Origin of the sequence: Arthrobacter sp. zg-Y844 (assembly GCF_024385465.1) — a bacterium.
Taxonomy (GTDB): domain Bacteria; phylum Actinomycetota; class Actinomycetes; order Actinomycetales; family Micrococcaceae; genus Arthrobacter_B.
Map to the genome: position 1 here is coordinate 839,654 of NZ_JANFLS010000002.1, position 23,660 is coordinate 863,313.

Sequence of the window (23,660 nt, forward strand, 5' to 3'; positions counted from 1 at the left end):
ACCGTGCAGCCTTCCTAACCGCACGCCTTACATCACGTAGAATGAACTCATTATGGCCAAAAGCACCGATTCAGACGCATCCCAGAGCGCCCGCAAAGGCGTCTTTTCCCGCAAGCCGAAGGGGGAAAAGAAGCCCAAGAAGGAAGGGCGCATGAAGCAGATTGCCCAGGTCTTCAAGATGACCCGGCGCAATGACCCCAACGTCGTATGGCTGATGCTCGGCGCGTTCCTCGGCATCATCGCCGTGGGCCTGCTGATCGGCTTCCTGATCGACAACTGGATCACGATGCTCATCATCGCCATCCCGCTCGGCCTGCTCGCGGCAGTGTTCATCCTGTCCCGCCGTGCAGAGCGGGCGGCATTCACGCAGATTGAAGGCCAGCCGGGAGCCTCCGGCGCCGCCCTGAGCGTGCTGCGCCGCGGCTGGATCCTTGAGGAACAGCCCGTCGCCGTGAACCCCCGCACCCAGGAAGCCGTGTTCCGGGCCATCGGCCGTCCCGGCATCGTCCTGGTCACCGAAGGCTCGCCCGCCCGCGCCAAGGCACTTGCCGACGGCGAACGCCGCCGGATGAACCGGATCGTTCCCAAGGTTCCGATCACAGTCATCCAGACCGGCCGCGGCGAAGGCCAGGTTCCGCTGTCCAAGGTGGCCACCACAGCCAAGAAGCTTCCCAAGGCACTGACCAAGCAGGAAGTCGCCACCGTCAACAAGCGACTCTCCGCGCTTGGCACCCGGCTGCCGATCCCCAAGGGCATCGACCCCTACCGTGCCCGTCCGGACCGCAAGGCAACCCGCGGACGCTAGCCGATTCTCCACCAAAAGGGCCCCTTTACCGGGGGCCCTTTTGTTTTGCCCTTAGCTCCCTTCCGGCAGCAGGGCCTTCGCGTCCTCGAGCCGGGCCAGCAGGTCGCGTTCTTCCGCCGGGGTGAGTCCCGCGCCGCGCGGACGTCCGACGCCGGCGGCTTCCTCCCAGGCGAGGGTGTCCTTGAGCGTCTGCCGCAGCGGCCGGAGGCGTAGTCCGGCGGAACGCGCCCGTGCATTGGACCGGGCGTTCATGCCGTGCCAGTCCGGGTCTTCCAACCAGAGCGGCAGCGGCCGGGGGCCGGACCACTCGTTCACGCCCTGCTCACGGAGCCATTGCGGCGCTGCCGGGACGGTGATCCGCGGAGGGGCCGGGTCCGCCACCCGTGAGTTCCGTGCAGGTGGCTCCCCGGCTCCTGCTGCCGCCGCTGCCTCGGCCAGGTGCTCCGTGAACGGCGCTGTCTCCCCCACGGCGTTGAACACTCCGGCGGTCCGCTGCTCAGCCACCCGCACGAGCCACTGCGCCAGGTCCCGGACGTCGATGAGCTGCGTAGGCTGGTTCGGCACGTCCGGCACGAGGACAGGCCCGCCCTGGGCGAACCGCAGCGGCCAGTATCCGCTGCGCCCCGAGGTATCCCCCGGGCCGCCTATCAGCCCGGCGCGGACCAGGGCATGGGAGCCGGCACCGAAGCCTGCAGCGACGGCCTGCTCACAGGCGACCTTGGCGGGACCGTAGCTTTCCATGCTGTCCATGACGTCCGCCGCCAGGGGCGCCAGCAGCGGGGCGTCCTCCGCCTGGCCGAGTTCACGTTGGCTGGCATAGACGTTGCCGGTGGAGACAAACACATAGAAGCACCCGCCGGACCTCAGGTCGCGGACGGAGCGTCGCACCTGCCCGGGCTGGCGGGAGACGTCGATGACAGCGTCCCAGTGCTCCCCTGCGGCGGCTGCGAGGCCGTCGTCGGCGTCGCGGTCCACCCGTAGGAAATCCGCTCCAGCCGGCGGCTCGCCGGAGCTTCCGCGGGCGGCGCACGTAACGTCGTGGCCTGCGGCCAGCGCGGCGGCGGCGGTCTGATGTCCAAGCCAGGCGGTTCCGCCCAGAATCAGTAGTTTCATATGCAGGAATCTGCCAGATTCCTGCAGTTCCGGGAAGCCTAGTGTTTAACCTTCACCAGCACGGTACCCAGGGCCCGGTCGTGCAGGCCGCGCTGGTCGGCGTCGAACACCACTGCCGGAATCACCAGGCACAGCAGCAGCGTGCGGACAATCGCTGCCGGGATTCCCGCCGCGCGGCCGTCCATTTTCTGCACCTGCAGGCTGAACACACGGTGCCCGATGCTGTAACCGAGCAGGCTGACGAGCAGGATCTGCTCGACGGCGAAGATCGCCAGGATGGCGAAGTCATCTCCGCCGAAGAGCCAGTAGGCAATGAGCGAGGCGATGGCCCAGTCGATGACCAAGGCGCCCAGGCGGGGGCCGACGCGAGCAATGGACCCCGGGCCGGTACGCGGGCGGCCGAGGCGTTTGCCCGGCCACGTGCTCTCATCGGAGGGAGGGCCTTCCAGCCAGGAACCTATATCGCTTCTATCGACCACGGTTAAAGACTACCCGGGTGGCAGCGGCGGAAATAAACACTCCATTATCACTGTCCCCCGAGGATGCGGATAGGGTGGAAGGGAGACCATCGACTGCGTAACGTACCGGAAACACATGTGTCACCGCCGGGAAACCCGGCCCCTTTAGGGTCATGGTGAGGCGCCGGACGTTCAAAGGGCCCGGCGCCAGCCAGGTCTTGCAGCCCGAGGTCTTCCACCCAAACAGTTGTATAGGAGTACATAAACGATGTTCAAGAACGCGGACGAAGTCCTCAGGTTCATCGCTGACGAGCAAGTGAAGTTCGTCGACATCCGATTCACCGACGTACCCGGAGTGCAGCAGCACTTCAACGTGCCGGCCAAAACCGTAGATGCCGATTTCTTCGTCAACGGTCAGCTGTTCGACGGCTCGTCCATCCGCGGCTTCCAGGGCATTGCAGAGTCCGACATGCAGCTCATCCCGGATGTCACGACGGCGTTTATTGATCCCTTCCGCATCGAGAAGACCCTGGCGCTGAACTTCTCGATCGTGAACCCCCGCACCGGCGAGCCGTACCACCGCGACCCGCGCGGCGTTGCCGAGCGTGCCGAGGCGTACCTGGCCTCCACCGGCATCGCCGATACGGCTTTCTTCGGTTCCGAGGCTGAGTTCTACATCTTCGACAACGTCCAGTACGAGTCCTCCCCCAAGGGCAGCTTCTACAAGGTGGACTCCGAGGAGGCACCCTGGAACAGCGGCCGCGAGGAAGAGGGCGGCAACCTGGGCAACAAGACCCCGTACAAGGGCGGCTACTTCCCCGTGGCACCCGTGGACAAGCAGGCCGACCTGCGCGACGCCATCAGCGTGGAGCTGGACAACGTGGGCCTCGAAGTCGAGCGTGCCCACCACGAGGTCGGCGGTGCCGGCCAGGCCGAAATCAACTACAAGTTCACCACCCTGACGCACGCGGCAGACGATCTGCAGAAGTTCAAGTACATCGTCAAGAACGTTGCCGATGCCTGGGGCAAGTCCGCCACCTTCATGCCGAAGCCGATCTTCGGTGACAACGGTTCGGGCATGCACTGCCACCAGTCGCTCTGGAACGGCGGCGTGCCGCTGTTCTACGACGAGAAGGGCTACGCCGGCCTGTCCGACCTGGCCCGCTGGTACATCGGCGGCCTGCTCAAGCACGCCTCGGCCGTGCTTGCCTTCACCAACCCGACGGTCAACTCCTACCGCCGCCTGGTCAAGGGCTTCGAAGCTCCCGTGAACATGGTCTACTCGCAGGGCAACCGTTCCGCCGCTATCCGTATCCCGATCACCGGTTCCAACCCGAAGGCCAAGCGCCTCGAGTTCCGCGCTCCGGACCCCTCCTCCAACCCTTACCTGGCGTTCTCCGCACAGCTGATGGCGGGCCTGGACGGCATCAAGAACCGCATCGAGCCGGCAGACCCGATCGACAAGGACCTCTACGAACTGCCGCCCGAAGAGGCCAAGCACATCCAGAAGGCTCCGGCCTCGCTCGAAGAGGCACTGGTTGCCCTGGAGAATGACAACGAGTTCCTTCAGGCCGGCGGCGTGTTCACCCAGGACATGATCGACAGCTGGATTTCGTACAAGCGTGAATTCGAAATCCTGCCGCTTGCACTGCGCCCGAACCCGTTCGAGTTCGAGCTGTACTACGGCGTCTAATCCGCCTCCAAGCTGCAGCCTCCAGCCGCAGCCCGGACACCCCAACCGCCTCCGCCCGTCACCGGGCGGGGGCGGTTTTGTCTTCCCTCGGGCTTTCGGCGTCCGCAGGGTGTCCCACGGAGTGGGGCCGGCGTGACTGCTGTAACCACTTCGGGAAACATCCGTACCGTTCCGTGGGATGCTGTGCCGGCGGCCGAACCCTCTGCAGGACCTGCAGGCCCCCCGGCGGCTAGAGCGTCACGCCGTCGGGAAGTTCCGGTGCATCGAATTTCTGCCGCTCGCATTCGGCCTTGAGCTGCGGGTAGGTGTCGGCAATCAGGTCCAGGATGCGGTTCCGGACCACCAGGTACGCCTCGCCGACGCCCACCACGCCCTTGAATTCCTGAAGCTCCTCCTCGTAGGAGGTCTGCTGGTGCCGCAGGTAATTCACGGTCAGCCGGTTCAGCCGCGACGGTGCCGTGGAAAGGCTGGCCGGGGACTGCTTGCCGCGGAGACGTCCGTTGAAATGCCCGATCGCCTTGCGCTGCATGGTTTCCCACGGCTCGGGAACAATGCGCAGCTCCAGCGCTTCGGCGACGGCGACCGCTGCCTTCTTCTTCACCAGGGCACGTTCCCGTGCCGCCAGCTGCCGGTTGCGTGAGGCTTCGCGGGCCTTGGCGTACTCCGGTGTGGCCTCGATGGCAACAACCCGTTCCAGGGCGTAGAGCTTCATGGGGGCTGCCTTGCGGGAAAACGGGTTCCGTGCGGTCTTGTCCGGTTCGGGCAGGAAGGTCTTGATCTGTCCGTCGGTCCAGCCCCGCTCCTTCTTCAGGTCATTGGCGATGAGCATGCCCTCGCTGTTGGCCGGTTTGGGACGCGGCGGATGGTGTTTGCCTCTGGGCACGGTGCTCCCCGGATGTAGGAATGGTGTTTTTCCATTCTAGAAGAGCACCGGTGTCCGGAAATGCAAAAACGCCGCCATTCCCGGGCGGGAACGACGGCGGAGACTTCTTCTGCGCTGTGCCTTGTGCGTTAGGCGGTTGCTTCGGCGATGACCTGGCTGGGGGCCGGTTCTGCGTTCAGCATGGCGATTTCGGCCGCCGATACTCCCCCGGCAACCAGCGCACATCCGGCGGCAATGGCCGTGACCTGTGCGGTGAATCGTGAAGTGGTGGTCCTGGTGCGCGTCACTGCAACGTGCTTCAACATATAGCTGATGCTCCCTTCGAGAGGCATGGGATGGTACTCCGGGCACAACGAATCGGTGTGCCGCAAAGCGGTGGCTTCTGTGCCGGAGTGGTGATGTTGCGGTTCGTCGCCCAAGGCGGACCGCGGATTTCAGGAGAGGCTGCGCGTGGTGCCGATACCGGCTGCGCTTATGGGGCCTTCGGATCCTGTCCGCTTTCCATTCTAGTGGTATTACCTTCTGCGCTCAAGGTGCGGGGCCCGGGATGGCAGTACGTTTGAACACATGCAAGTTGATCATCTTGACCTGTCCATTCCCGTCGGCGAGGGGACCGTATCCGCCGTTTTGTCCCGTCCCGCGGGCGCGGAGGTGACCGTCGTCGTCGCCCATGGCGCCGGCACCGGGATGGAACACCCCTTCCTCGCCGGGTTTACCGGCGCATTGAACGACGGCGGCGCGGCCACCCTGCGCTTCAACTTCCCGTACCGCGAAGCCGGGAAGAAGTTCCCGGACCGGGCTCCCGTGGCCGTCGAAACGTGGAAGGCCGTTATGGCCGCGGTGGCGGCGCGCGACGGCGGCGGGCCGGTCTGGGCGTGCGGAAAGTCATTCGGCGGCCGGATGGCGTCCATGGCGGTGGCGGAGGGCATGCCTGCGGCCGGCCTGGTGTACCTGGGCTACCCTCTGCATCCGCCCGGCAAGCCGGAGAAGCTGCGCGACGAGCATTTGTACGGCCTGGCCCTGCCGATGCTGTTCCTGCAGGGAACCCGTGACACTTTTGCCCTGCCGGGAGAACTCGAACCGGTGGCCGAGCGGATCGGCCCGAACGCGCACGTCCAGCGCGTGGAAGGCGGCAACCACTCCTTTGAGATCCGCGGGCAGAAGCGTACGCCCGATGCCATCGGTGCCGGACTCGCTGAGCCGGTCCTGCGGTTTATCCGGGCCACGGAAGCCGGGAGGACTTGATGGCAAGCCTGCCGATGCAGCTCCTGGCGCCGTATCTGCGGCTGACCCGCAAGCCGCTGACGGCCACGGCGGAACGCGCGGAGGCAAGACTGGCGCGGCGCAAGCGGGCCGCCCTGCCTCCCCGAAGCCTGTTGCGGAAGTTCCGGGTGGAGCAGAGGAGCGTCGCGGGGTTCTCCTGCTACTCGGTGTTGCCCCGGGCCGAGGGCAGCTCCGTGCCCGGAACTGCCGTCCAGGCGGTGTTGTACCTGCATGGGGGTTCGTACATCAGCCCGATCAGCGCCTGGCACTGGCGGTTCATCGCCCGCCTGGCGGCAGCGGGCCACCGGGTGGAGGTTCCGCTGTACGGGCTGGCACCGGAATCCAGCCATCGGGATGCGTCCGGACTGCTGGCGGCCGTGTACCGGAACCTGCTTGAAGACTTCGATTCCCAGGATGTGGCTTTTATGGGCGACTCGGCCGGTGGTGGACTGGCCCTGGCCTTTGCCCAGCAGCTGGCGGAATATTCACTGCCTCTGCCGCGGCGTTTGGTCCTGCTGTCCCCCTGGGTGGACGTGGCCATGGAAAATCCGGAGCTTGCCGCGGTTGAAGCGGTGGATCCGTGGCTTAGCCGTGCCGGGCTTCGGGTTGCCGCACGTGCCTGGGCGTCCGGTGATCCCCTGGCTGATCCCCGGGTCAGTCCCGTCAACGGGACAATGTCGGGGCTCCCGCCGACGGATGTGTTTGTCGGAACCCATGACCTGCCCTACCCGGATGTGCTCAGGCTGGAAAGCCGGATGAGGTCTGCCGGCATCCCTGTTTCGCTGCACATCGCTGACGGCGGGGTCCATGTTTACCCGCTGCTTCCCGTGCCTGAAGGGCGGGCCGCACGGAAGAAGATACTGGAGCTGCTGCGGTCTTGAGCCAGCAGCTCCGGTCCCGTCCCGGAGCTACGGGCTACCGGGTGCGCTCGTAGCGCCACCCGGTTTTGTCCATCACGAGCCGGTGCCGCGCCGGCCTGGCATCACCCGAAGCACCGCCCGCGCCGTCGTACTCCTCGTCGCCCGCCCAGGCAAGGACGGTCGCGGGCTCGTATCCGGTGAGGGGGCGGGTCCGGAAGGTTTCCGGGTCGGCATCCGCGAGCCGGGCAAGGGCCGCACCGGCGGAGGCATCGGAGGTCAGGGAGTGCAGCGTGACCCAGGTCGGTGCAACCAGCTGAATCAGCCCGTTGCGGTGCCGGTCCAGAGCTTCCGCCGGCAAGAGCCACACGTGGTTGAGCAGCTCCCCCGGATTGAGGTGAATATCCCCGGCCGGAGCCTTCGCGGCAAAGAACCATGTCTGGTACCGACGGGGGATGTTTTCCGGCGGAATCCAGCAGGAAAGCGGCACCAGATCCTCAGGGTCCAGCGCGAGTCCGGTCTCTTCCGCGGTTTCGCGGACTCCGGCCCGCCGGGCGGCTTCTGCTTCGGGCTCTCCTTCGACACGGTCTTCCGGGTCCACCCGGCCGCCGGGAAAGACCCAGGCACCGCCGAAGGAGCCCGCGGTCGGCCGCTCCAGCAGCAGGACCTCGGGGCCGGCGTCGGAATCCCGCAGCAGTACGACAGTGGCCGCCGTACCGGTTAGTTCGCTCATTGATAAGAGCATAACGAATACCGGCGGCGGCCACTGCGGGGGTCGAGTGGAGCGCTAGAGCACCTTGGCCAGGAAGTCCTGCAGGCGCGGGGCCTGGGGGCTGCCGAAGAGCAGGCCCGGGGTGTTCTCTTCGACGATGTGGCCGTCGGCCATGAAGATCACGCGGTCAGCCACTTCGCGGGCGAAGCCCATTTCGTGGGTGACAACGACCATGGTCATGCCTTCCCGGGCCAGGTCACGGATGACCTGGAGCACTTCGCCCACCATTTCCGGGTCGAGGGCGGAGGTGGCCTCGTCGAAGAGCATGATGTCCGGCTGCATGGCCAGCGCGCGGGCAATAGCCACACGCTGCTTCTGGCCGCCGGACAGCTGAGCCGGGCGTGCGTCGGCCTTGTCTGCCAGGCCGACCCGGTCCAGCAGTGCCAGCGCGGTCTTGCGGACCTCGGCCTTCGGCGCCTTCTTCAGCTGCACCGGAGCGAGCATGATGTTGTCCAGCACGCTCATGTGCGGGAACAGGTTGAAGTGCTGGAAGACCATGCCGATGTGCTGGCGCACCTCGTTCAGGTTCACCTTTGGATCGGTGAGGTCAAAACCGTCGACTTTCACCGTGCCGCCGGTGATGTCTTCGAGCTTGTTGAGGCAGCGAAGGAACGTGGACTTGCCGGAACCGGAGGGGCCGATCACGCAGACCACTTCGCCTTCGGCCACACTGACGTCCAGGCCCTTGAGGACCTCGTTGGATCCGTAGGACTTCCGGAGTCCGATGGTTTGGATCTTGCTCACTTGTTAAACCTCTTATCCAGGACGTCCGCCAGCTTGGTCAGCAGCGTAATCACGATGAAGTACAGGGCCGCCACGATGATCAGGACCTCCGCGGTACGGAAGTTCACCGCGTAGATCTGCTGGCCCTGGTACGTCAGCTCCGCAAAGCCGATAACCGCAAGCAGGGAGGTGTCCTTCAAGGTAATGACGAACTGGTTGATGAAGGAAGGCGTCATGATCTTGATGGCCTGGGGAATGATGACCTTCTGCATGGTCTTCCCGTAGCCCAGTCCGAGGCTGCGTGCCGCTTCCATCTGGCCGGGATCCACGGACTGGATGCCGCCGCGGACAATCTCGGTCATGTAGGCGCCGGCGTTCAGGCTCAGCGTCAGCACGCCGGCCGTAAGTACGTCCACCGGCTGGCCGATGATCTGCGGCAGGCCGAAGTAGAAGAAGAAGGCCTGGACCAGCACCGGGGTGCCGCGGAAGATGCTCACGTACACGGTGGCGATGCCGCGCAGGATCTTTGACGAGCCGACCTTCAGGAAGCCGAAGAACACGCCCAGGACGAGGGCGAAGAGCAACGACAGCGCGGTTGCCAGCAGGGTCAGGCCCATGCCCTTGGCGAAGGCCGGGCCGTTGTCCGTGATGAGGGACCAGAAGCTTGAGTCCTTGGCACCGGCTTCCAGGTAGGTATCCAGGATTTCGTCGTACTCGCCGCTTTCCTTCAAGTCGGCGAGGCCGGCGTTGAAGGCGGTGAGGAGCTCGGGGTTGGCACCCTTGTTCACGGCGAATCCGTACGAGCTGCCGGCTTCCTTTTCGGTGACGGTCTTCAGGCCGTTGCCGGAGGCCACGCCGTAGGCAAGCACGGGGTAATCATCAAACACGGCCACGGAGCCGCCGGCCTTGACGTCGTCGTACATCTGGGCGGACTGCGCGAACGCAACCACCTCAAAGCCGTACTGGTCCTTGATGGACTCGGCGAAGGTCTGCCCTTCCGTGCCGGTCTTGACCGCTACGCGCTTGCCGCGCAGGTCCTCGTACCCCTTGACGTCGTTGTTGTTCTCGGCGACGGCCATCTGGATGCCGGACTCGAAGTACGGATCCGAGAAGTCGAAGACCTGCCGGCGCTCATCCGTGATGGACATGCCGGCAATGACGCCGTCCACCTGGTTGGACTGCAGCGACTGCAGCGCCGCGTCAAAGCCGAGGGACTGGATTTCGACATTGAAGCCCTCCTCCTCGGCGATTGCGTTGAGAAGGTCCATATCGATACCGACCAGTTCGCCGTTTTCACGGAATTCGAACGGTGCGAAAGTGGTATCGGTGCCGATGACGAAGGTCTCACCCTCGACGCCGTCCGCTGCATAGGCTCCGGCCGCAGGTATCCCCAGCAGCAAAGCCAGGGTTGCGAGGAAGGTGGTCAGCGGTACGGCCAGTTTAGCCGGGCCCTTTAAGGCCCGTTTGCCACTAAGCAAAGTAAACGTCTCCTAGCTCTATCACTGCGGCACACGCCGCAAATGCCCTCATAGAGCGTACCTAGAGCAGTGGCAATGCAACGAACCGATTGGGCCGTCAGCGACGTGAGCTAGGTCCCGTATCCGTAGAAATACCGTTCGAAAACGGCCCGGGCGTGCCGGGTGAGCTTGAGATAGTCCTCCTCCAGGTCCCCGCCCTGGCCGGCGCCGTAACCGCACCAGCGGGCCACGGCGTCCAGTTCCCGGCGGGAGGACGGCAGCACATCGGGGTTCCGTCCGCCGCGGATCACATTTGCGCTTCGGACCCGGCTGGCGAGCAGCCAGGCCTGCCGGAGGGTGTCGACGTCGACGGCGGGAAGCAGGTCCGCTGCCTCGATCGCGTCCAGCGCGGGTAGTGTCGCCGTCGTCCGCAGCTCCGGCACCCGGTGTGCGTGCTGCAGCTGGAGCAGCTGGACCAGCCACTCGACGTCGCTGAGGCTGCCGCGTCCGAGTTTGAGCTGGCGGGAGGGATCCGCGCCCCGGGGCAGGCGTTCGGCTTCCACCCTGGCCTTGATCCGGCGGATTTCCCGCACGTCCTTGACCGTAACCGCATCCGGGTAGCGGACCGGATCGATCAGCGCCATGAACTCTTCGGCAAGGGCATCGCTGCCGGCCATCGGACGTGCCCGCAGCAGGGCCTGTGCCTCCCAGATCACCGACCAGCGCTCGTAGTAGCCGGCGTAGGATTCCAGGCTGCGTACCATCGGCCCCTGCCGTCCTTCGGGGCGCAGCCCGGCGTCGAGAACCAACGGGCGTTCGGCCTGGACGGCCGGGCTGCAGGGCTGCTGCAGGAAGGTGGAGATCTGGGAGACGACCTTCTCGGCCTGCGCCTGCGCTGCGGCCGGGTCGGCGCCGGGCAACGGGCGGTGCACGTACATCACGTCCGCGTCGGAACCGTAGCCGATCTCGCGTCCGCCCTGCCGCCCCATCGCGACCACCAGCAGATCGGTGAGCTTCTCGCTGCCGCCGAATACCTCGGACTCCGCCACGTGCAGGGCCCCCAGGACTGCGGCACGGTCAGCATCGGCCAGGGCACGGCCGACGTCCTGCTGGCTGAGCAGGCCCGCACTGTCGGCGATGGCAATGCGCAGCATCTCCCGCCGGCGGATCAGCCGGATCAGCCGCATCGCCTCCGCGGGATGGGGGTGGCGGGACATCTTTGACTGGATTTCCTGCCACTGCGTGTCAAACGACGCCGGCACCAGTTCCTTGTCGGAGGCCAGCCAGGACGTGGATTCCGGCGAAACCTCCAGCAGGTCGGTAATGAACCGGCTTGAGGACAGGATGGAGCACAGCCGCTCCCCCGCGGCCGACGAATCGCGCAGCATGCCCAGGTACCAGTGCGTATCGCCCAGGTTTTCGCTGAGCCGCCGGAAACCCAGCAGGCCGGCGTCGGGGTCCACGCCGTCGGCCAGCCACGCCAGCAGCACCGGGAGGAGCTGCCGCTGCAGCGCGGCACGGCGGCTGACCCCCACGGTCAGAGCCTCGATGTGGCGCATGGCCCCGCGGGGATCTGCGTAGCCGAGTGCGGCCAGGCGGGCCTGCGCGGCCTCGGGCGTCAGCCGGACCTCGTCCGCGCTGAGGTTCGCCGCGGTGCTCAGCAGCGGGCGGTAGAAGATGCTCTCATGGAGCCGCCGTACCAGTCGCTTGCGGCGCTGCCACTGCTCCCGCAGGCGTTCGGCACTGGGCCGCTCCAGCGAAAGGGATCCCGCGCTGGACTTGGCCAGGGCCCGCAGTGCGGCCTCACCCTCGGGCATCAGGTGGGTCCGGCGCATGTGGACCATTTGGATGCGGTGTTCAAGGACACGGAGGTAGCGGTAGGACTCGTCCAGTTCCCGGGCATCGGTGCGCCCGATGTACCCGGCGTCGCTGAGCGCGGCAATCGCCGCGGTAGTGGTGCGCACCCGGAGGGATTCATCGATCCGGCCGTGCACCAGCTGCAGCAGCTGGACCGTGAATTCGACGTCTCGCAGTCCGCCGCTGCCCAGCTTCAGCTGCCGCGCCTCTTCGTGGGCCGGAATGTTGTCGGTGACCCTGCGGCGCATGGCCTGCACCGATTCCACGAATCCGTCCCGCTCGGAACTGCTCCAGATCAAGGGTGCGACGGCTTCTTCGTAGCGCCGGCCCAGGTCCCTGTCCCCTGCCATGGCGCGGGCCTTCAGGAGCGCCTGGAACTCCCAGCTGTGCGCCCAGCGCTGGTAGTAGTTCAGATGCGAGTCCAGCGTGCGCACCAGCGGGCCGTCCTTGCCCTCGGGGCGCAGGTTCGTATCCACCTCCCAAAGCGGGGGCTCCGGTGCCGAAGCGTTGATGGCGCGGGAAATCCCGGCGGCCAGCGCCGTGCCGATGGCGGAGGCCCGCTCTTCCGGCAGGCCGGAGGCTTCGATCACGTAGATGACGTCCACGTCGGAGATGTAGTTCAGTTCCCGCGCGCCGGCCTTGCCCATCCCGATGACGGCCAGGCGTACAGCGGAGATCTCTTCGGCCGGATAGTTTGCCGTCAGCTCCGCCCGGGAGACCGCCAGCGCAGCTTCCAGGGCCGCGCCGGCCAGGTCGGCGAGTTCGCGTCCAGCCGCAGGCAGGAAGTCAGTGGGCGACGCCGCACCAAGGTCCCGCACGGCAAGGTCCAGCAGGTGCCGGCGGTACCGGGACCGCAGCGCCACGTAGGCTTCGATGCCCGTCAGGCCGGCCACGGGCGCTGCGCCGCTGCCCGCATGCACGGCGTCCAGCAGTGAGGCCCGCAGGGTGGGTTCATCGGTGCTGCCCGGTTCGGCGCGCAGCTCGCGGCGCAGCACTCCGACATCCCCGGGGTGCCGCATCAGGAACTCCGCCAGGGCATCGGAGGCCCCCAGGAGCCGGAACAGGGCTTCGCTCCGCTCGGCGCCGCCGTTGACCAGTTCCACCAGCTCCGGGGCACGGCCGATCAGCCGAACCAGCGACTGCAGTGCCAGGTCCGGATCCGCCGCGCAGTTGAACCCCGCGAACAGTGCGTCCTCATCGATGCCCTCAAGCTCCGAAGCCGCCAGGAACCGCGTGCTTTTTTCCAGGTCGCGGAAACCCGTGGCGATCAGCCGTCGAGTCAGGCTCATCGGTGCCGGCCCTTTCCTAGAGGATGCCCAGGTTCTTCTGCAGCTCGAACCTGGTCACCTGCTGGCGGTATTCGTTCCAGTCCGCACGCTTGTTCCGCAGGAAGTTCTCGAAGACCTGCTCGCCCAGGATGTCGGCCACCAGCTCGGACTCCTCCATGACACGCACGGCGTCATGCAGGGACGCCGGCAGCGGGTCGTGGCCCATGGCCCTGCGTTCGGCGGCGCTCAGGCTCTCGATGTCGTCCTCGGCGCCGGGGGGCAGGTCATAGCCCTCTTCAATGCCCTTCAGCCCGGCCCCGAGCAGGACGGCGTAGGACAGGTACGGGTTGGCGGCGGCGTCGATGCCGCGGTATTCGATGCGTGCCGACTGGCCCTTGTTCGGCTTGTACAACGGCACCCGCACCAGCGCGGACCGGTTGTTGTGGCCCCAGGACAGGTAGCTCGGGGCTTCACCGCCGCCCCAAAGCCGCTTGTAGGAGTTCACGAACTGGTTGGTGACGGCCGTGAATTCCGGGGCGTGCCGCAGGATGCCCGCCATGAACTGGCGTGCGGTGGTGGAGAGCTGGAACTCGGCACCGGCCTGGAAGAAGGCGTTGCTGTCGCCCTCAAAGAGGGAGAAGTGGGTGTGCATGCCGGAACCGGGATGATGCGAGAAGGGTTTGGGCATGAAGCTCGCGTAGCAGTTGGTCATCAAGGCGACTTCCTTGACCACTGTGCGGAAGGTCATGATGTTGTCCGCGGTCTGCAGGGCATCGGCATAGCGCAGGTCGATCTCGTTCTGCCCCGGCCCGGCCTCGTGATGGCTGAACTCCACGGAGATGCCCACTGCTTCAAGCATGGACACGGCCGTGCGGCGGAAGTCCTGCGCCACGCCGCCCGGGACGTGGTCGAAGTAGCCGGCCTGGTCCACGGGAACGGGCTGGCCGTCTTCGCCGAGTTCATCGGACTTCAGCAGGTAGAACTCGATCTCGGGGTGGGTGTAGCAGGTGAAGCCCATGTCCGCGGCCTTCGCCAGCTGGCGCTTGAGCACGTTCCGCGGGTCGGCAGCCGACGGCTGGCCGTCCGGGGTGAGGATGTCGCAGAACATCCGCGAGGTCTGCTCCTCGTCGCCGCGCCAGGGCAGGATCTGGAAGGTGGAGGGGTCGGGCTGGGCCAGCAGGTCCGACTCGAAGATCCGGGCCAGGCCCTCGACCGAGGAACCGTCAAAGCCCAGGCCTTCCTCGAAGGCGCCTTCCACTTCCGCCGGCGCCAGCGCCACGGACTTCAGCTGGCCGACGACGTCGGTAAACCACAACCGCACAAACCGGACATCGCGCTCCTCGATGGTGCGCAGAACGAATTCCTGCTGGCGGTTCATCCTTACCTTCTTTCCTCTACACGGCTCAGAGACATGTGAAACCTTCTTCACTCTACCTACGTGTGCAGGATTTGGTCGGCAGCCCGCGGGTATCCCCCGCAACGAATCCGCCGGGCGGGTCCCCGCGGTGCGTTGTTTAGTAGGCTCGAAGCATGACCAGTGCCGAACAGCCCTCCCCGTACGCCGCCAATCCCGCGGACCCCTCCGTTCCTGAAGCTCCGGCGCTGAAGAAAATCCGCATCTCGCACCTGCAGCAGTTGAAGGACAACGGCGGCCGGTTCGCCATGCTGACCGCTTATGACCAGTACGCCGCCGGCATTTTCGACGAAGCCGGCATCGAGGTGCTGCTGGTGGGCGATTCGGCCGCGAACAACGTGATGGGCCACGCCACCACCCTGCCGATCACCATGGACGAGATGATCGTCTTCGCGCGGTCCGTCACGGCCGGAGCCAGCCACTCGCTGGTGGTCTGCGACCTTCCGTTCGGTTCCTATGAGGTTTCCCCCGCCCAGGCCATCGAGTCTTCGGTGCGGCTCATGAAGGAAGGCCTGGTCCATGCGGTGAAGATGGAAGGCGGGCGGCATTACGTTGACCATGTCCGTGCCATGACGGCGGCAGGCATTCCGGTCATGGCGCATGTGGGCTTCACTCCGCAGGCCGAGCACGCGCTCGGCGGCTACAAGGTGCAGGGCCGCGGCGATGCGGGAGCCGCAGTGGTGCAGGACGCCGTCGCCCTCGCGGAGGCCGGGGCGTTCTGCGTGTTGATGGAAATGGTGCCCGCCGACGTCGCCGCGGAGGTCGACGCCGCGGTGAGGGTACCGACCATCGGGATCGGCGCCGGCAACGCCACCACCGGGCAGGTGCTGGTCTGGCAGGACATGGCCGGCCTGCGCGGCGGGAAGCAGCCGCGTTTCGTCAAGGCGTTCGCGGACCTGCGCACCGAGCTGTCCCGGGCGGCGAAGGAATACGCCGCCGAGGTACGCAGCGGTTCCTTCCCCGGCCCGGAACACAGCTTCTAGGGGCACAGCTTCTAAGAGATGCAGCGCCTAGGGAAACAGCCCCTAGGCGGCGCAGCTCCTAGTCTTCGTCGGCGTCCCAGGCCTTGTTCCGTGCCTGCACCTTCTGCAGCGCGAGCTCGGCTTCCTCGCGGGTGGGGTACGGTCCCAGCAGCTTTGTCCAGTCCGACTGCGGGCCCTCCTCCACCTCGTGGGTCACTACGTTGAACCAGTAATCGGCCATGGGGTCCTCCTGTTGACGTGCCTTGGAACTTGCTTATGCCTTGCGTATCCCGTGCGTGTGCTTTGTGCACGGATCGGACCTGCCCTGCCGGCCGTCTCGTCCCGCCGTCGGGCACGCTGGCGATAAGATCGATGGTATGCCCCAGAAACTTGCCACTGCACCTGCTGGACACCTGACGCCGGGGAGCGTGAGCCCCCGGCTCCGGGTTCCGTCGTCGATCCCCCGCCCCGAATACGTGGACAGGGAAGCACCCGCACCGTTCACCGGGTCCGAGGTCAAGTCCGCGGAAACCATCGAGAAGATCCGGATCGCCAGCCGGATTGCCGCGCAGGCCATCGTTGAGGTCGGCCGGCACATCGCTCCCGGCGTCACCACCGACGAGCTGGACCGGATCGGCCACCAGTTCCTGCTGGACTCCAATGCCTACCCCTCAACGCTGGGCTACCGCGGATTCCCGAAGTCCCTGTGCTCCTCCGTGAACGAGGTCATCTGCCACGGCATTCCGGACACCACGGTGCTGCAGGACGGCGACATCATCAACATCGATATCACCGCCTACATCAACGGCGTCCACGGCGACACCAACTGGACCTTCCTCGTCGGAGACGTCGACGACGAGTCCCGGCTGCTGGTGGAGCGCACCCAGGAATCCCTGCGCCGGGCCATCAAGGCCGTCGCCCCGGGCCGGGAAATCAATGTCATCGGCCGTACCATCGAGTCCTACGCCAAGCGTTTCGGCTACGGTGTTGTCCGTGACTTCACCGGCCACGGCGTCGGCGAAGCCTTCCACACCGGCCTGATCATTCCGCATTACGACGCCGCGCCCGCCTACAGCAGGCTGATGGAACCGGGAATGGTGTTTACGATTGAACCTATGCTCACTCTCGGCACCATCGAGTGGGACATGTGGGATGACAACTGGACAGTCCTCACCAAGGACCGCAAACGCACCGCGCAGTTCGAGCACACCTTGCTCGTCACTGATGACGGCGCCGAAGTTCTGACCCTTCCCTGATCCGCCGACCCGAGCTCAGAACTACTACTGGAGAACCATGGCCAAGAAGCATAAGTCCGACAAGCACGTCGACGCCGTCATTGGAATTGATATCGGGGGCACGGGCATCAAGGGCGGCATCGTCGACCTGTCCAAGGGCAAGCTGATTGGCGATCGTTTCCGCATTCCCACCCCGCAGCCTGCGACACCCGAGGCCGTGGCCGGAGTGGTGAGCCAGATCGTCGAGGAGCTGTCCTCCCGTCCCGGCGGCCCCGGCCCCGACGTCCCGGTGGGCGTCACCTTCCCGGCCATCATCCAGCACGGCATTGCCCGTTCCGCGGCAAACGTGGATAAGAGCTGGATAGACACCGACGTCGACACACTGCTCACCAAGGCCCTCGGCCGCGACGTGCAGGTCATGAACGACGCCGACGCCGCGGGACTCGCGGAGGCCCGCTACGGTGCAGGCCGTGAAGTGGACGGCACCGTCCTCGTGATCACCCTGGGCACCGGAATCGGTTCGGCCCTGATCTACAAGGGCATGCTGGTTCCCAACGCCGAGCTCGGCCACCTGGAAATCGACGGGCACGACGCCGAAACGAAGGCTTCCGCCTCCGCCCGGGAACGCGACGGGATCGGCTGGGAAGAGTACGCCCAGCGGCTGCAGCGCTACTTCTCGCATGTGGAGTTCCTCTTCTCCCCCGACCTGTTCGTGATCGGCGGCGGCATCTCCAAGCGCAGCGAGGACTTCCTGCCGATGCTCGAACTGCGGACTCCGATGGTCACGGCCAACCTCAAGAACAACGCCGGCATTGTCGGCGCCGCGCTGCAGGCAGCCATGCACTTCAAATACATCAAGTAGCAGTTACACCAAAAAGCGGCGGAAGGGTTCCTTCCGCCGCTTTTGCTATGCCTGGATCCATTTACTGCGCAGGCTCTTTTACTGCGAGGGCTCTTTCTTGCTGCGAAGGGCCTTTTACTGCGCGGTGAGCGGGCGCTGGGCACCGCTCGGGACTCGTCCCGAATTTTCCCGGGCCTCGGTCCGCAGCTTCTCGATGGCGGTCTCGAAGTCCTCGAGGGAGTCGAAGGACTGGTAGACGCTGGCAAAACGCAGGTACGCCACCTGGTCCAGCTTCTGCAGCGGAGTGAGGATGGCCAGCCCCACCTCGTGGGCATCGATCTCTGCTACCCCGCTGGCCCGGATGGATTCCTCCACTTCCTGGGCCAGCATGGCGAGGTCGTCTTCGCTCACGGGCCGGCCCTGGCAGGCTTTGCGCACGCCGTTGATCACCTTGCTGCGGCTGAAGGGCTCGCCGACCCCGGAGCGCTTGATGACGCTCAGGCTGGTGGTTTCCACTGTGGAGAAACGGCGCCCGCACTGCGGGCACTGCCGGCGCCGGCGGATCGCAGAGCCGTCGTCAGCCAGGCGGCTGTCCACGACGCGGGAATCAGCGTTGCGGCAAAACGGACAGTACATATCCCGTCCTTTCGCGAAGGGGCCTTATGGTGCTCTCACTATAGGGCCCGCCCTGCCGCATCACCAAGTGCATAACCACAACATGTAGTGCCGGCATTACTACATGTAGGTAGCTCCGCGTGCCGGACTGCGAAGCGAGCGGGTCCGGGGCGCGCCGGGCCCCGGGCCGGGGCCGAATCCCTCCCGTTGAGGAAAAACCCCGCGGGCTGTCGCAATCCCTGCGGTTTGTGGCAATCCCTGCTTCGCGCGGCGCAGGGATCAGCACAAACCGAAGGGATCAGGACCAACCGAAGGGAAACCACGGGCCCGGAGCGCGCAGGCGCCCGGGTTAGGCGGCTTTAGTCTCCCGGCGAACTCTGCGAGCAAGGGATTTCGTTGCCGCCGTTCCGGGCGCCGAAGCGCTCCGGAGCCGAAGCGGGCCAAACCCTGGCCCGCGTGCTATTCGAAGCGGATGCTGACGGCGTCGCCGTGGGCCGGCAGGTCTTCCGCCCGCGAGAGGGCCACGATATCGGCGCTCACTTCTTCCAGCGCTTCACGGTTGTAGTTGACCACCTGGATGGCACGCATGAAGGTGGTGACGTTCAGCCCGGAGGAAAAAGCCGCCGTGCCGCCGGTGGGCAGCACGTGGTTGGAACCGGCGCAGTAATCGCCCAGGCTGACGGGACTGTAGTCCCCTACGAAAATGGCACCGGCGCTTCGGACCCGCGCTGCCACGGCCTCGGCGTCGGCCGTCTGGATTTCGAGGTGTTCGGCGGCGTAGGCGTCGCAGACGGCAATGCCCTGCTCCAGCCCGTCAACCAGGATCACCCCGGACTGGGCGCCGGAGAGAGCCGTGCGCACGCGTTCGCTGTGCTTGGTCTCCGCGACCTGGCGCTCCAGTTCCTCCCGGACCTTCCCGGCGAGCTGCTCCGACGCAGTGACCAGGACGGATCCGGCATTGGGATCATGTTCGGCCTGGCTGACCAGGTCCGCAGCGACCAGCCGGGCATCGCCCGTCTCGTCCGCCAGGACCATGATCTCGGTGGGACCCGCCTCGGAATCAATGCCGACCACGCCCTTGACCAGGCGCTTGGCAGTCGCCACGAAAACGTTGCCGGGTCCGGTCACCACGTCTACGGGCAGGACGGCGGCATTGGCGTCGTCCGCAGGAACACCGTAGGCAAACGCGGCAATGGCCTGGGCGCCGCCCACAGCGTAGACCTCGTCAATACCCAGCAGCTTGGCGGCGGCAAGGATGGTGGGGTGCGGCAGTCCGCCGAATTCCTTCTGCGGCGGAGAGGCCAGGGCCAGGGAAGCGACGCCCGCCTCCTGGGCAGGCACCACGTTCATGACCACGGAAGACGGATATACCGCCAGTCCGCCCGGAACATAAAGCCCAACGCGGGAGACGGGCATCCATTTATGCGTCAGGACCGCACCGGGACGGATTTCCACCTCGGCATCGGCAGGGCGCTGGGCCCGGGCAAAGATCCGGGTCCGCTGGATAGCTGTTTCCAGGGCGGCCCGCACGGCGGGGTCCAACTGCTCGAGCGCCGAGTCGAGCGCGGCCGCCGGCACCCGGACCTCGTGCTGGTCCACGCCGTCGAAGCGCTGGGCCAGTTCCGTCAATGCGGTAAAGCCCCGCGTACGGACATCGGTAATGATGGCGGAGACGGCGTCCGACGCCGCGTCGAACGTGGTTTCGGCCCGCGGCATGGCAGCCTTCAGCTCAGCGGGACTGAGATGCTGCCCGCGCAGGTCAATCGTGCGGAAGGAATCAAAGGCTGCTGCGGGGCTGGATGAATTCACACCATCATTCTACCCAGCACCGTTCACGGCCTGCGGCGAATATGTCGCCGGACGCAGCAATGGACGCCGGGCGCCCGGCCGGGCCTAGCCGTCCAGGCAGGCCGGGCCGAGCAGCACCTTCAGGTCACCGAACAGCGACGGAGTGGGGTTCACCCGCATGTCCACGCCCAGCTTCATTACTTCCACCGTGCGGGAGCCGTTGAGCCGGATCTGCACCTCGGAGGTACCCGGGTGCGTCCGCAGTACGTCGCCGAGCTGGGAGACCACGGTCTCGGTGGCCTTGTAGGTGGCCATGGAAATCACCACAGGCCCGGAATGACCCTCGCTGAGGTCGGGGACCGTGAGTTCCTGCGCGTTCAGCGTGACGGCGCCGTCGTCGCGCCGCTGCAGCCGGCCGCGGACCACCACAATCAGGTCCTCGGCCAGCACGGCGGCAATGGGACCGTAGACCTGCCCGAAGAACATCACTTCCATGGAACCGGCGAGGTCCTCGATCTCGCAGCGGGCGTACGCATTGCCGCTGTTCTTGGCAATACGCCGCTGGAGCGAGGTGATCATGCCCGCGATGGTGACGATCGCGCCGTCGGGCGGGCCTTCCTCTCCGACAATGTTGGTGATCGACGAGTCGGCGTGCTGGCTGAGGATGCCCTCCAGGCCCTGCAGCGGGTGGTCCGAGACGTAGAGGCCGAGCATGTCGCGTTCGAAGGACAGCTTGTCCTTCTTCTCCCACTCCGGAAGGTCCGGAATATCGATGCTGATCGAGTCCTCCGGTTCCTGGTCGGAAATGGCGGCGAAGAGGTCGAACTGCCCCACGGCCTCGTTGCGTTTGAGCACCACCACGGAGTCGATCGCTTCTTCGTGGATCATCGCCAGCGGACGCCGGGCATGGCCCATCGAGTCGAAGGCACCCGCCTTGATCAGGGACTCGATGGTGCGCTTGTTGCAGACCACCGCCGGAACCTTCATCAGGAAGTCCTTGAAGTTGGTGTACGCGCCCTTCTCCTCACGGGCGGCGACCATGGCCTGCACCACGTTGGCACCGACGTTGCGGATGGCGCCCATGCCGAAGCGGATGTCCTTGCCGACAGGGGTGAAGTTCACCGAGGATTCGTTCACGTCCGGCGGCAGGACCGTGATGCCCATCTTGCGGCACTCGTTCAGGTACAGCGCCAGCTTGTCCTTGTCATCGCCCACGGAGGTGAGCAGGGCCGCCATGTACTCGGCCGGATACTGGGCCTTCAGGTAGGCGGTCCAGTAGGAGACGACGCCGTAGGCCGCGGAGTGCGCCTTGTTGAAGGCGTAGTCGGAGAATGGGAGCAGGATGTCCCAGAGCGCCTTGATGGCCGCTTCGGAGTAGCCGCGGTCCACCATGCCCTGGTGGAAGCCGGCGTACTGCTTATCCAGCTCCGATTTCTTCTTCTTGCCCATGGCACGGCGGAGAATATCTGCCTGGCCCAGGCTGAAGCCTGCCACCTTCTGGGCGATGGCCATAACCTGCTCCTGATACACAATCAGGCCGTAGGTGGTGTTCAGGATTTCCGCGAGCGGTTCCTCGAGCTCCGGGTGGATCGGGGTGATTTCCTGCTGGCCGGTCTTGCGCAGGGCGTAGTTCGTGTGTGAGTTCGCGCCCATGGGACCCGGGCGGTACAGGGCAATGACAGCGGAGATATCTTCAAAGTTATCCGGACGCATGCTCTTGAGCAGCGACCGCATTGGCCCGCCGTCGAGCTGGAACACACCCAGCGTGTCACCGCTGGCAAGGAGGTCGTAGGCTTCCTTCAAATCCAGCGGCAGGTCTTCCAGGACCAGGTCCTCGCCGCGGTTGTTCTTGATGTTCTCCACCGCGTCGGAGACGATCGTCAGGTTTCGAAGGCCGAGGAAGTCCATCTTGATGAGCCCCAGGCCTTCGCAGGTGGGGTAATCGAACTGCGTGATCACCTGCCCGTCCTGTTCGCGGCGCATGATCGGGATGATGTCGATCAGCGGATCGGAGGACATGATCACGCCGGCGGCATGCACGCCCCACTGGCGCTTAAGGCCTTCAAGGCCCAGCGCGGTATCGAACACACGCTGGGAATCGGGGTCGGTGCGCAGCAGCTCGCGCAGCTCCTCGGCCTCGCCGTAGCGCTTGGCTTCCTTGTTGTGCACGTCGGCCAGGGACAGGCCTTTGCCCATCACGTCCGGCGGCATCGCCTTGGTAAGGCGTTCTCCGACCGAGAAGGGGTAGCCCATCACGCGGGAGGAGTCCTTCAGGGCCTGCTTGGCTTTGATGGTGCCGTAGGTAACGATCATGGCAACGCGCTCGTCGCCGTACTTCTCTGTGACGTAGTGGATCACTTCGGAGCGGCGCCGATCATCGAAGTCGACGTCGAAGTCAGGCATGGAGACGCGGTCCGGGTTCAGGAAGCGCTCGAAGATCAGGCCGTGCTGCAGCGGGTCCAGGTCGGTGATGCCCATCGCGTAGGCGGCCATTGAGCCGGCACCGGAGCCGCGGCCGGGGCCGACGCGGATTCCGTTTTCCTTGGCCCAGTTGATGAAGTCTGCCACCACGAGGAAGTAGCCCGGGAAGCCCATCTGGGCGATGATGCCCACTTCGTAGTCGGCGCGCTTGCGCACGGCGTCGCTGATCCCGTTCGGGTAGCGGCGATGCAGTCCGGCTTCGACTTCCTTGACGAACCAGGACTCCTCGTTCTCACCCTCCGGAGTCGGGAAGCGCGGCATGTAGTTGGCTTTGGTGTTGAATTCGACGTCGCAGCGCTCGGCGATGAGCAGGGTGTTGTCGCAGGCGTCCGGATGGTCGCGGAAAATGGCCCGCATTTCGTCCGGGGACTTGAGGTAGAACTCGTCGGCGTCGAACTTGAAGCGCTTGGGGTCGGCCAGCGAGGAGCCGGACTGCACGCACAGCAGCGCCGCATGCGCGGAGGCGTCTTCGGCGTGGGTGTAGTGCAGGTCATTGGTGGCCACCAGGGGCAGCTGCAGCTCGCGGGCCAGTTTGATCAGGTCCGCCTGCACGTTGCGCTCGATGTCCAGCCCGTGGTCCATCAGCTCGCAGAAGAAGTTTTCCCGTCCGAAGATGTCACGGAAGTCCGATGCCGCCTGGACGGCTTCCCGGTACAGCCCCAGGCGCAGCTTGGTCTGGACTTCGCCGGAGGGGCAGCCGGTGGTGGCGATCAGCCCCTTGCCGTAGGTCTGCAGCAGGTCCCGGTCCATGCGGGGCTTGTAGAGGTAGCCTTCCAGCGAGGCCAGGGAGGACATCCGGAAGAGGTTGTGCATGCCCTCGGTGTTCTCGGCCCACATAGTCATGTGGGTGTAGGCACCGGCACCGGAAACGTCGTTCCTGCCGCCGTCGCCCCACTTCACGCGGGTCTTGTCCCTGCGTGCCGTACCGGGCGTCAGGTAGGCCTCCACACCGATGATCGGCTTGATGCCGGCACCGCGGGCCTTGTTCCAGAAGTCGAAGGCGCCGAACACGAAACCGTGGTCGGTGGTTGCCAGGGCGTTCATGCCCAGCTCGTCGGCGTGGCTGAACAGATCCGTCAGCCGGGCAGCCCCGTCGAGCATCGAATATTCGGTGTGGTTGTGAAGATGGACAAACGATTTCGACGTACTAGTTGCAGAAGCCACCTGTACATTCT

General features: G+C 65.7%; 20 protein-coding genes. 7 read left to right on the forward strand and 13 right to left on the reverse strand.

From position 1 onward, the window contains the following. Nucleotides 1–52 precede the first annotated feature (52 nt). Nucleotides 53–805, forward strand: coding sequence for a DUF4191 domain-containing protein (locus tag NNX35_RS10770; protein WP_255765839.1), 753 nt, complete (start codon nt 53–55; stop codon nt 803–805). Between the two features lie 51 nt (nt 806–856). Here NNX35_RS10770 and NNX35_RS10775 read toward each other — a convergent pair whose 3' ends face one another. Together NNX35_RS10775 and NNX35_RS10780 are read right to left on the reverse strand one after the other, a co-directional pair. Continuing rightward, the gene (locus NNX35_RS10775; RefSeq protein ID WP_255867754.1) at nt 857–1,918 is read right to left on the reverse strand and encodes an NAD-dependent epimerase/dehydratase family protein; all 1,062 of its coding nucleotides are present in this window, start codon (nt 1,916–1,918) and stop codon (nt 857–859) included. Between the two features lie 38 nt (nt 1,919–1,956). Then, nucleotides 1,957–2,397 carry an RDD family protein gene (locus NNX35_RS10780; RefSeq protein WP_255863254.1) on the reverse strand — a complete coding sequence of 147 codons (441 nt, stop codon included), beginning with the start codon at nt 2,395–2,397 and terminating at the stop codon, nt 1,957–1,959. A gap of 247 nt (nt 2,398–2,644) precedes the next feature. On the opposite strand from NNX35_RS10780, the gene glnA reads away from it, so the two are divergent. Then, complete coding sequence (glnA, locus tag NNX35_RS10785) at nt 2,645–4,069, forward strand: type I glutamate--ammonia ligase (protein WP_229952279.1); 1,425 nt, start codon at nt 2,645–2,647, stop codon at nt 4,067–4,069. 229 nt (nt 4,070–4,298) lie between these two features. Here glnA and NNX35_RS10790 read toward each other — a convergent pair whose 3' ends face one another. Continuing rightward, nucleotides 4,299–4,952, reverse strand: coding sequence for a hypothetical protein (locus NNX35_RS10790; protein ID WP_255867755.1), 654 nt, complete (start codon nt 4,950–4,952; stop codon nt 4,299–4,301). Nucleotides 4,953–5,080: 128 nt separating this feature from the next. Then, nucleotides 5,081–5,284 carry a hypothetical protein gene (locus tag NNX35_RS10795; protein ID WP_255867756.1) on the reverse strand — a complete coding sequence of 68 codons (204 nt, stop codon included), beginning with the start codon at nt 5,282–5,284 and terminating at the stop codon, nt 5,081–5,083. Nucleotides 5,285–5,519: 235 nt separating this feature from the next. Here NNX35_RS10795 and NNX35_RS10800 point away from each other — a divergent pair, with 235 nt between their 5' ends. Both NNX35_RS10800 and NNX35_RS10805 read left to right on the forward strand, forming a co-directional pair. After that, nucleotides 5,520–6,197, forward strand: a complete 678-nt coding sequence (locus NNX35_RS10800) for an alpha/beta family hydrolase (RefSeq protein WP_255867758.1) — start codon at nt 5,520–5,522, stop codon at nt 6,195–6,197. Continuing rightward, nucleotides 6,197–7,096, forward strand: coding sequence for an alpha/beta hydrolase fold domain-containing protein (locus tag NNX35_RS10805; RefSeq protein ID WP_255867759.1), 900 nt, complete (start codon nt 6,197–6,199; stop codon nt 7,094–7,096). The genes NNX35_RS10800 and NNX35_RS10805 overlap by 1 nt, the downstream gene beginning before the upstream one ends. Nucleotides 7,097–7,130: 34 nt before the next feature. Here NNX35_RS10805 and NNX35_RS10810 read toward each other — a convergent pair whose 3' ends face one another. The 5 genes from NNX35_RS10810 to NNX35_RS10830 all read right to left on the reverse strand — a co-directional run bounded on the left by NNX35_RS10810 (nt 7,131) and on the right by NNX35_RS10830 (nt 14,527). Then, complete coding sequence (locus NNX35_RS10810; protein WP_255867760.1) at nt 7,131–7,805, reverse strand: NUDIX hydrolase; 675 nt, start codon at nt 7,803–7,805, stop codon at nt 7,131–7,133. A gap of 54 nt (nt 7,806–7,859) precedes the next feature. Continuing rightward, complete coding sequence (locus tag NNX35_RS10815; protein WP_255867761.1) at nt 7,860–8,588, reverse strand: amino acid ABC transporter ATP-binding protein; 729 nt, start codon at nt 8,586–8,588, stop codon at nt 7,860–7,862. Then, the gene (locus NNX35_RS10820; protein ID WP_255867762.1) at nt 8,585–10,045 is read right to left on the reverse strand and encodes an amino acid ABC transporter substrate-binding protein/permease; all 1,461 of its coding nucleotides are present in this window, start codon (nt 10,043–10,045) and stop codon (nt 8,585–8,587) included. The genes NNX35_RS10815 and NNX35_RS10820 overlap by 4 nt, the downstream gene beginning before the upstream one ends. Before the next feature lie 110 nt (nt 10,046–10,155). Next, nucleotides 10,156–13,170: a bifunctional [glutamine synthetase] adenylyltransferase/[glutamine synthetase]-adenylyl-L-tyrosine phosphorylase gene (locus NNX35_RS10825; RefSeq protein WP_255867763.1), complete on the reverse strand. Its 3,015-nt coding sequence runs from the start codon at nt 13,168–13,170 to the stop codon at nt 10,156–10,158. A gap of 16 nt (nt 13,171–13,186) precedes the next feature. Next, entirely contained in the window at nt 13,187–14,527 is a 1,341-nt protein-coding gene (locus NNX35_RS10830; protein ID WP_255765828.1) for a glutamine synthetase family protein, read from the reverse strand. 152 nt (nt 14,528–14,679) lie between these two features. Between NNX35_RS10830 and panB the strand changes: the two genes are divergently transcribed. Then, the gene (gene panB, locus NNX35_RS10835; RefSeq protein WP_255765827.1) at nt 14,680–15,546 is read left to right on the forward strand and encodes a 3-methyl-2-oxobutanoate hydroxymethyltransferase; all 867 of its coding nucleotides are present in this window, start codon (nt 14,680–14,682) and stop codon (nt 15,544–15,546) included. A gap of 58 nt (nt 15,547–15,604) precedes the next feature. Here panB and NNX35_RS10840 read toward each other — a convergent pair whose 3' ends face one another. Beyond that, nucleotides 15,605–15,766, reverse strand: coding sequence for an SPOR domain-containing protein (locus NNX35_RS10840; RefSeq protein WP_229952289.1), 162 nt, complete (start codon nt 15,764–15,766; stop codon nt 15,605–15,607). Nucleotides 15,767–15,902: 136 nt separating this feature from the next. On the opposite strand from NNX35_RS10840, the gene map reads away from it, so the two are divergent. Further along, a complete protein-coding gene (gene map / locus NNX35_RS10845) occupies nt 15,903–16,781 on the forward strand; it encodes a type I methionyl aminopeptidase (protein ID WP_255867764.1) in 879 nt (292 codons plus the stop codon). A 37-nt stretch (nt 16,782–16,818) separates the two neighbouring features. After that, the gene (ppgK, locus tag NNX35_RS10850) at nt 16,819–17,622 is read left to right on the forward strand and encodes a polyphosphate--glucose phosphotransferase (RefSeq protein WP_255765825.1); all 804 of its coding nucleotides are present in this window, start codon (nt 16,819–16,821) and stop codon (nt 17,620–17,622) included. A 114-nt stretch (nt 17,623–17,736) separates the two neighbouring features. On the opposite strand, the gene nrdR is transcribed toward ppgK, so the two are convergent. The 3 genes from nrdR to dnaE all read right to left on the reverse strand — a co-directional run bounded on the left by nrdR (nt 17,737) and on the right by dnaE (nt 23,649). Beyond that, nucleotides 17,737–18,237, reverse strand: coding sequence for a transcriptional regulator NrdR (nrdR, locus tag NNX35_RS10855; protein ID WP_230026531.1), 501 nt, complete (start codon nt 18,235–18,237; stop codon nt 17,737–17,739). Nucleotides 18,238–18,675: 438 nt separating this feature from the next. Beyond that, nucleotides 18,676–20,025 (reverse strand): histidinol dehydrogenase, encoded by a 1,350-nt coding sequence (gene hisD, locus NNX35_RS10860; protein WP_255867765.1) that lies wholly within the window; start codon nt 20,023–20,025, stop codon nt 18,676–18,678. Between the two features lie 84 nt (nt 20,026–20,109). Then, complete coding sequence (gene dnaE / locus NNX35_RS10865) at nt 20,110–23,649, reverse strand: DNA polymerase III subunit alpha (protein WP_255765822.1); 3,540 nt, start codon at nt 23,647–23,649, stop codon at nt 20,110–20,112. Nucleotides 23,650–23,660 lie beyond the last annotated feature (11 nt).

What these genes read in the sequence shown, in the direction of transcription:
- NNX35_RS10770 (WP_255765839.1), top strand. Translation starts at nt 53, where the DNA reads ATGGCCAAAAGCACCGATTCAGACGCATCCCAGAGCGCCCGCAAAGGC.
- NNX35_RS10775 (WP_255867754.1), bottom strand. Translation starts at nt 1,918, where the DNA reads ATGAAACTACTGATTCTGGGCGGAACCGCCTGGCTTGGACATCAGACC.
- glnA (WP_229952279.1), top strand. Translation starts at nt 2,645, where the DNA reads ATGTTCAAGAACGCGGACGAAGTCCTCAGGTTCATCGCTGACGAGCAA.
- NNX35_RS10795 (WP_255867756.1), bottom strand. Translation starts at nt 5,284, where the DNA reads ATGCCTCTCGAAGGGAGCATCAGCTATATGTTGAAGCACGTTGCAGTG.
- NNX35_RS10800 (WP_255867758.1), top strand. Translation starts at nt 5,520, where the DNA reads ATGCAAGTTGATCATCTTGACCTGTCCATTCCCGTCGGCGAGGGGACC.
- NNX35_RS10805 (WP_255867759.1), top strand. Translation starts at nt 6,197, where the DNA reads ATGGCAAGCCTGCCGATGCAGCTCCTGGCGCCGTATCTGCGGCTGACC.
- NNX35_RS10810 (WP_255867760.1), bottom strand. Translation starts at nt 7,805, where the DNA reads ATGAGCGAACTAACCGGTACGGCGGCCACTGTCGTACTGCTGCGGGAT.
- NNX35_RS10825 (WP_255867763.1), bottom strand. Translation starts at nt 13,170, where the DNA reads ATGAGCCTGACTCGACGGCTGATCGCCACGGGTTTCCGCGACCTGGAA.
- NNX35_RS10830 (WP_255765828.1), bottom strand. Translation starts at nt 14,527, where the DNA reads ATGAACCGCCAGCAGGAATTCGTTCTGCGCACCATCGAGGAGCGCGAT.
- panB (WP_255765827.1), top strand. Translation starts at nt 14,680, where the DNA reads ATGACCAGTGCCGAACAGCCCTCCCCGTACGCCGCCAATCCCGCGGAC.
- NNX35_RS10840 (WP_229952289.1), bottom strand. Translation starts at nt 15,766, where the DNA reads ATGGCCGATTACTGGTTCAACGTAGTGACCCACGAGGTGGAGGAGGGC.
- map (WP_255867764.1), top strand. Translation starts at nt 15,903, where the DNA reads ATGCCCCAGAAACTTGCCACTGCACCTGCTGGACACCTGACGCCGGGG.
- ppgK (WP_255765825.1), top strand. Translation starts at nt 16,819, where the DNA reads ATGGCCAAGAAGCATAAGTCCGACAAGCACGTCGACGCCGTCATTGGA.
- nrdR (WP_230026531.1), bottom strand. Translation starts at nt 18,237, where the DNA reads ATGTACTGTCCGTTTTGCCGCAACGCTGATTCCCGCGTCGTGGACAGC.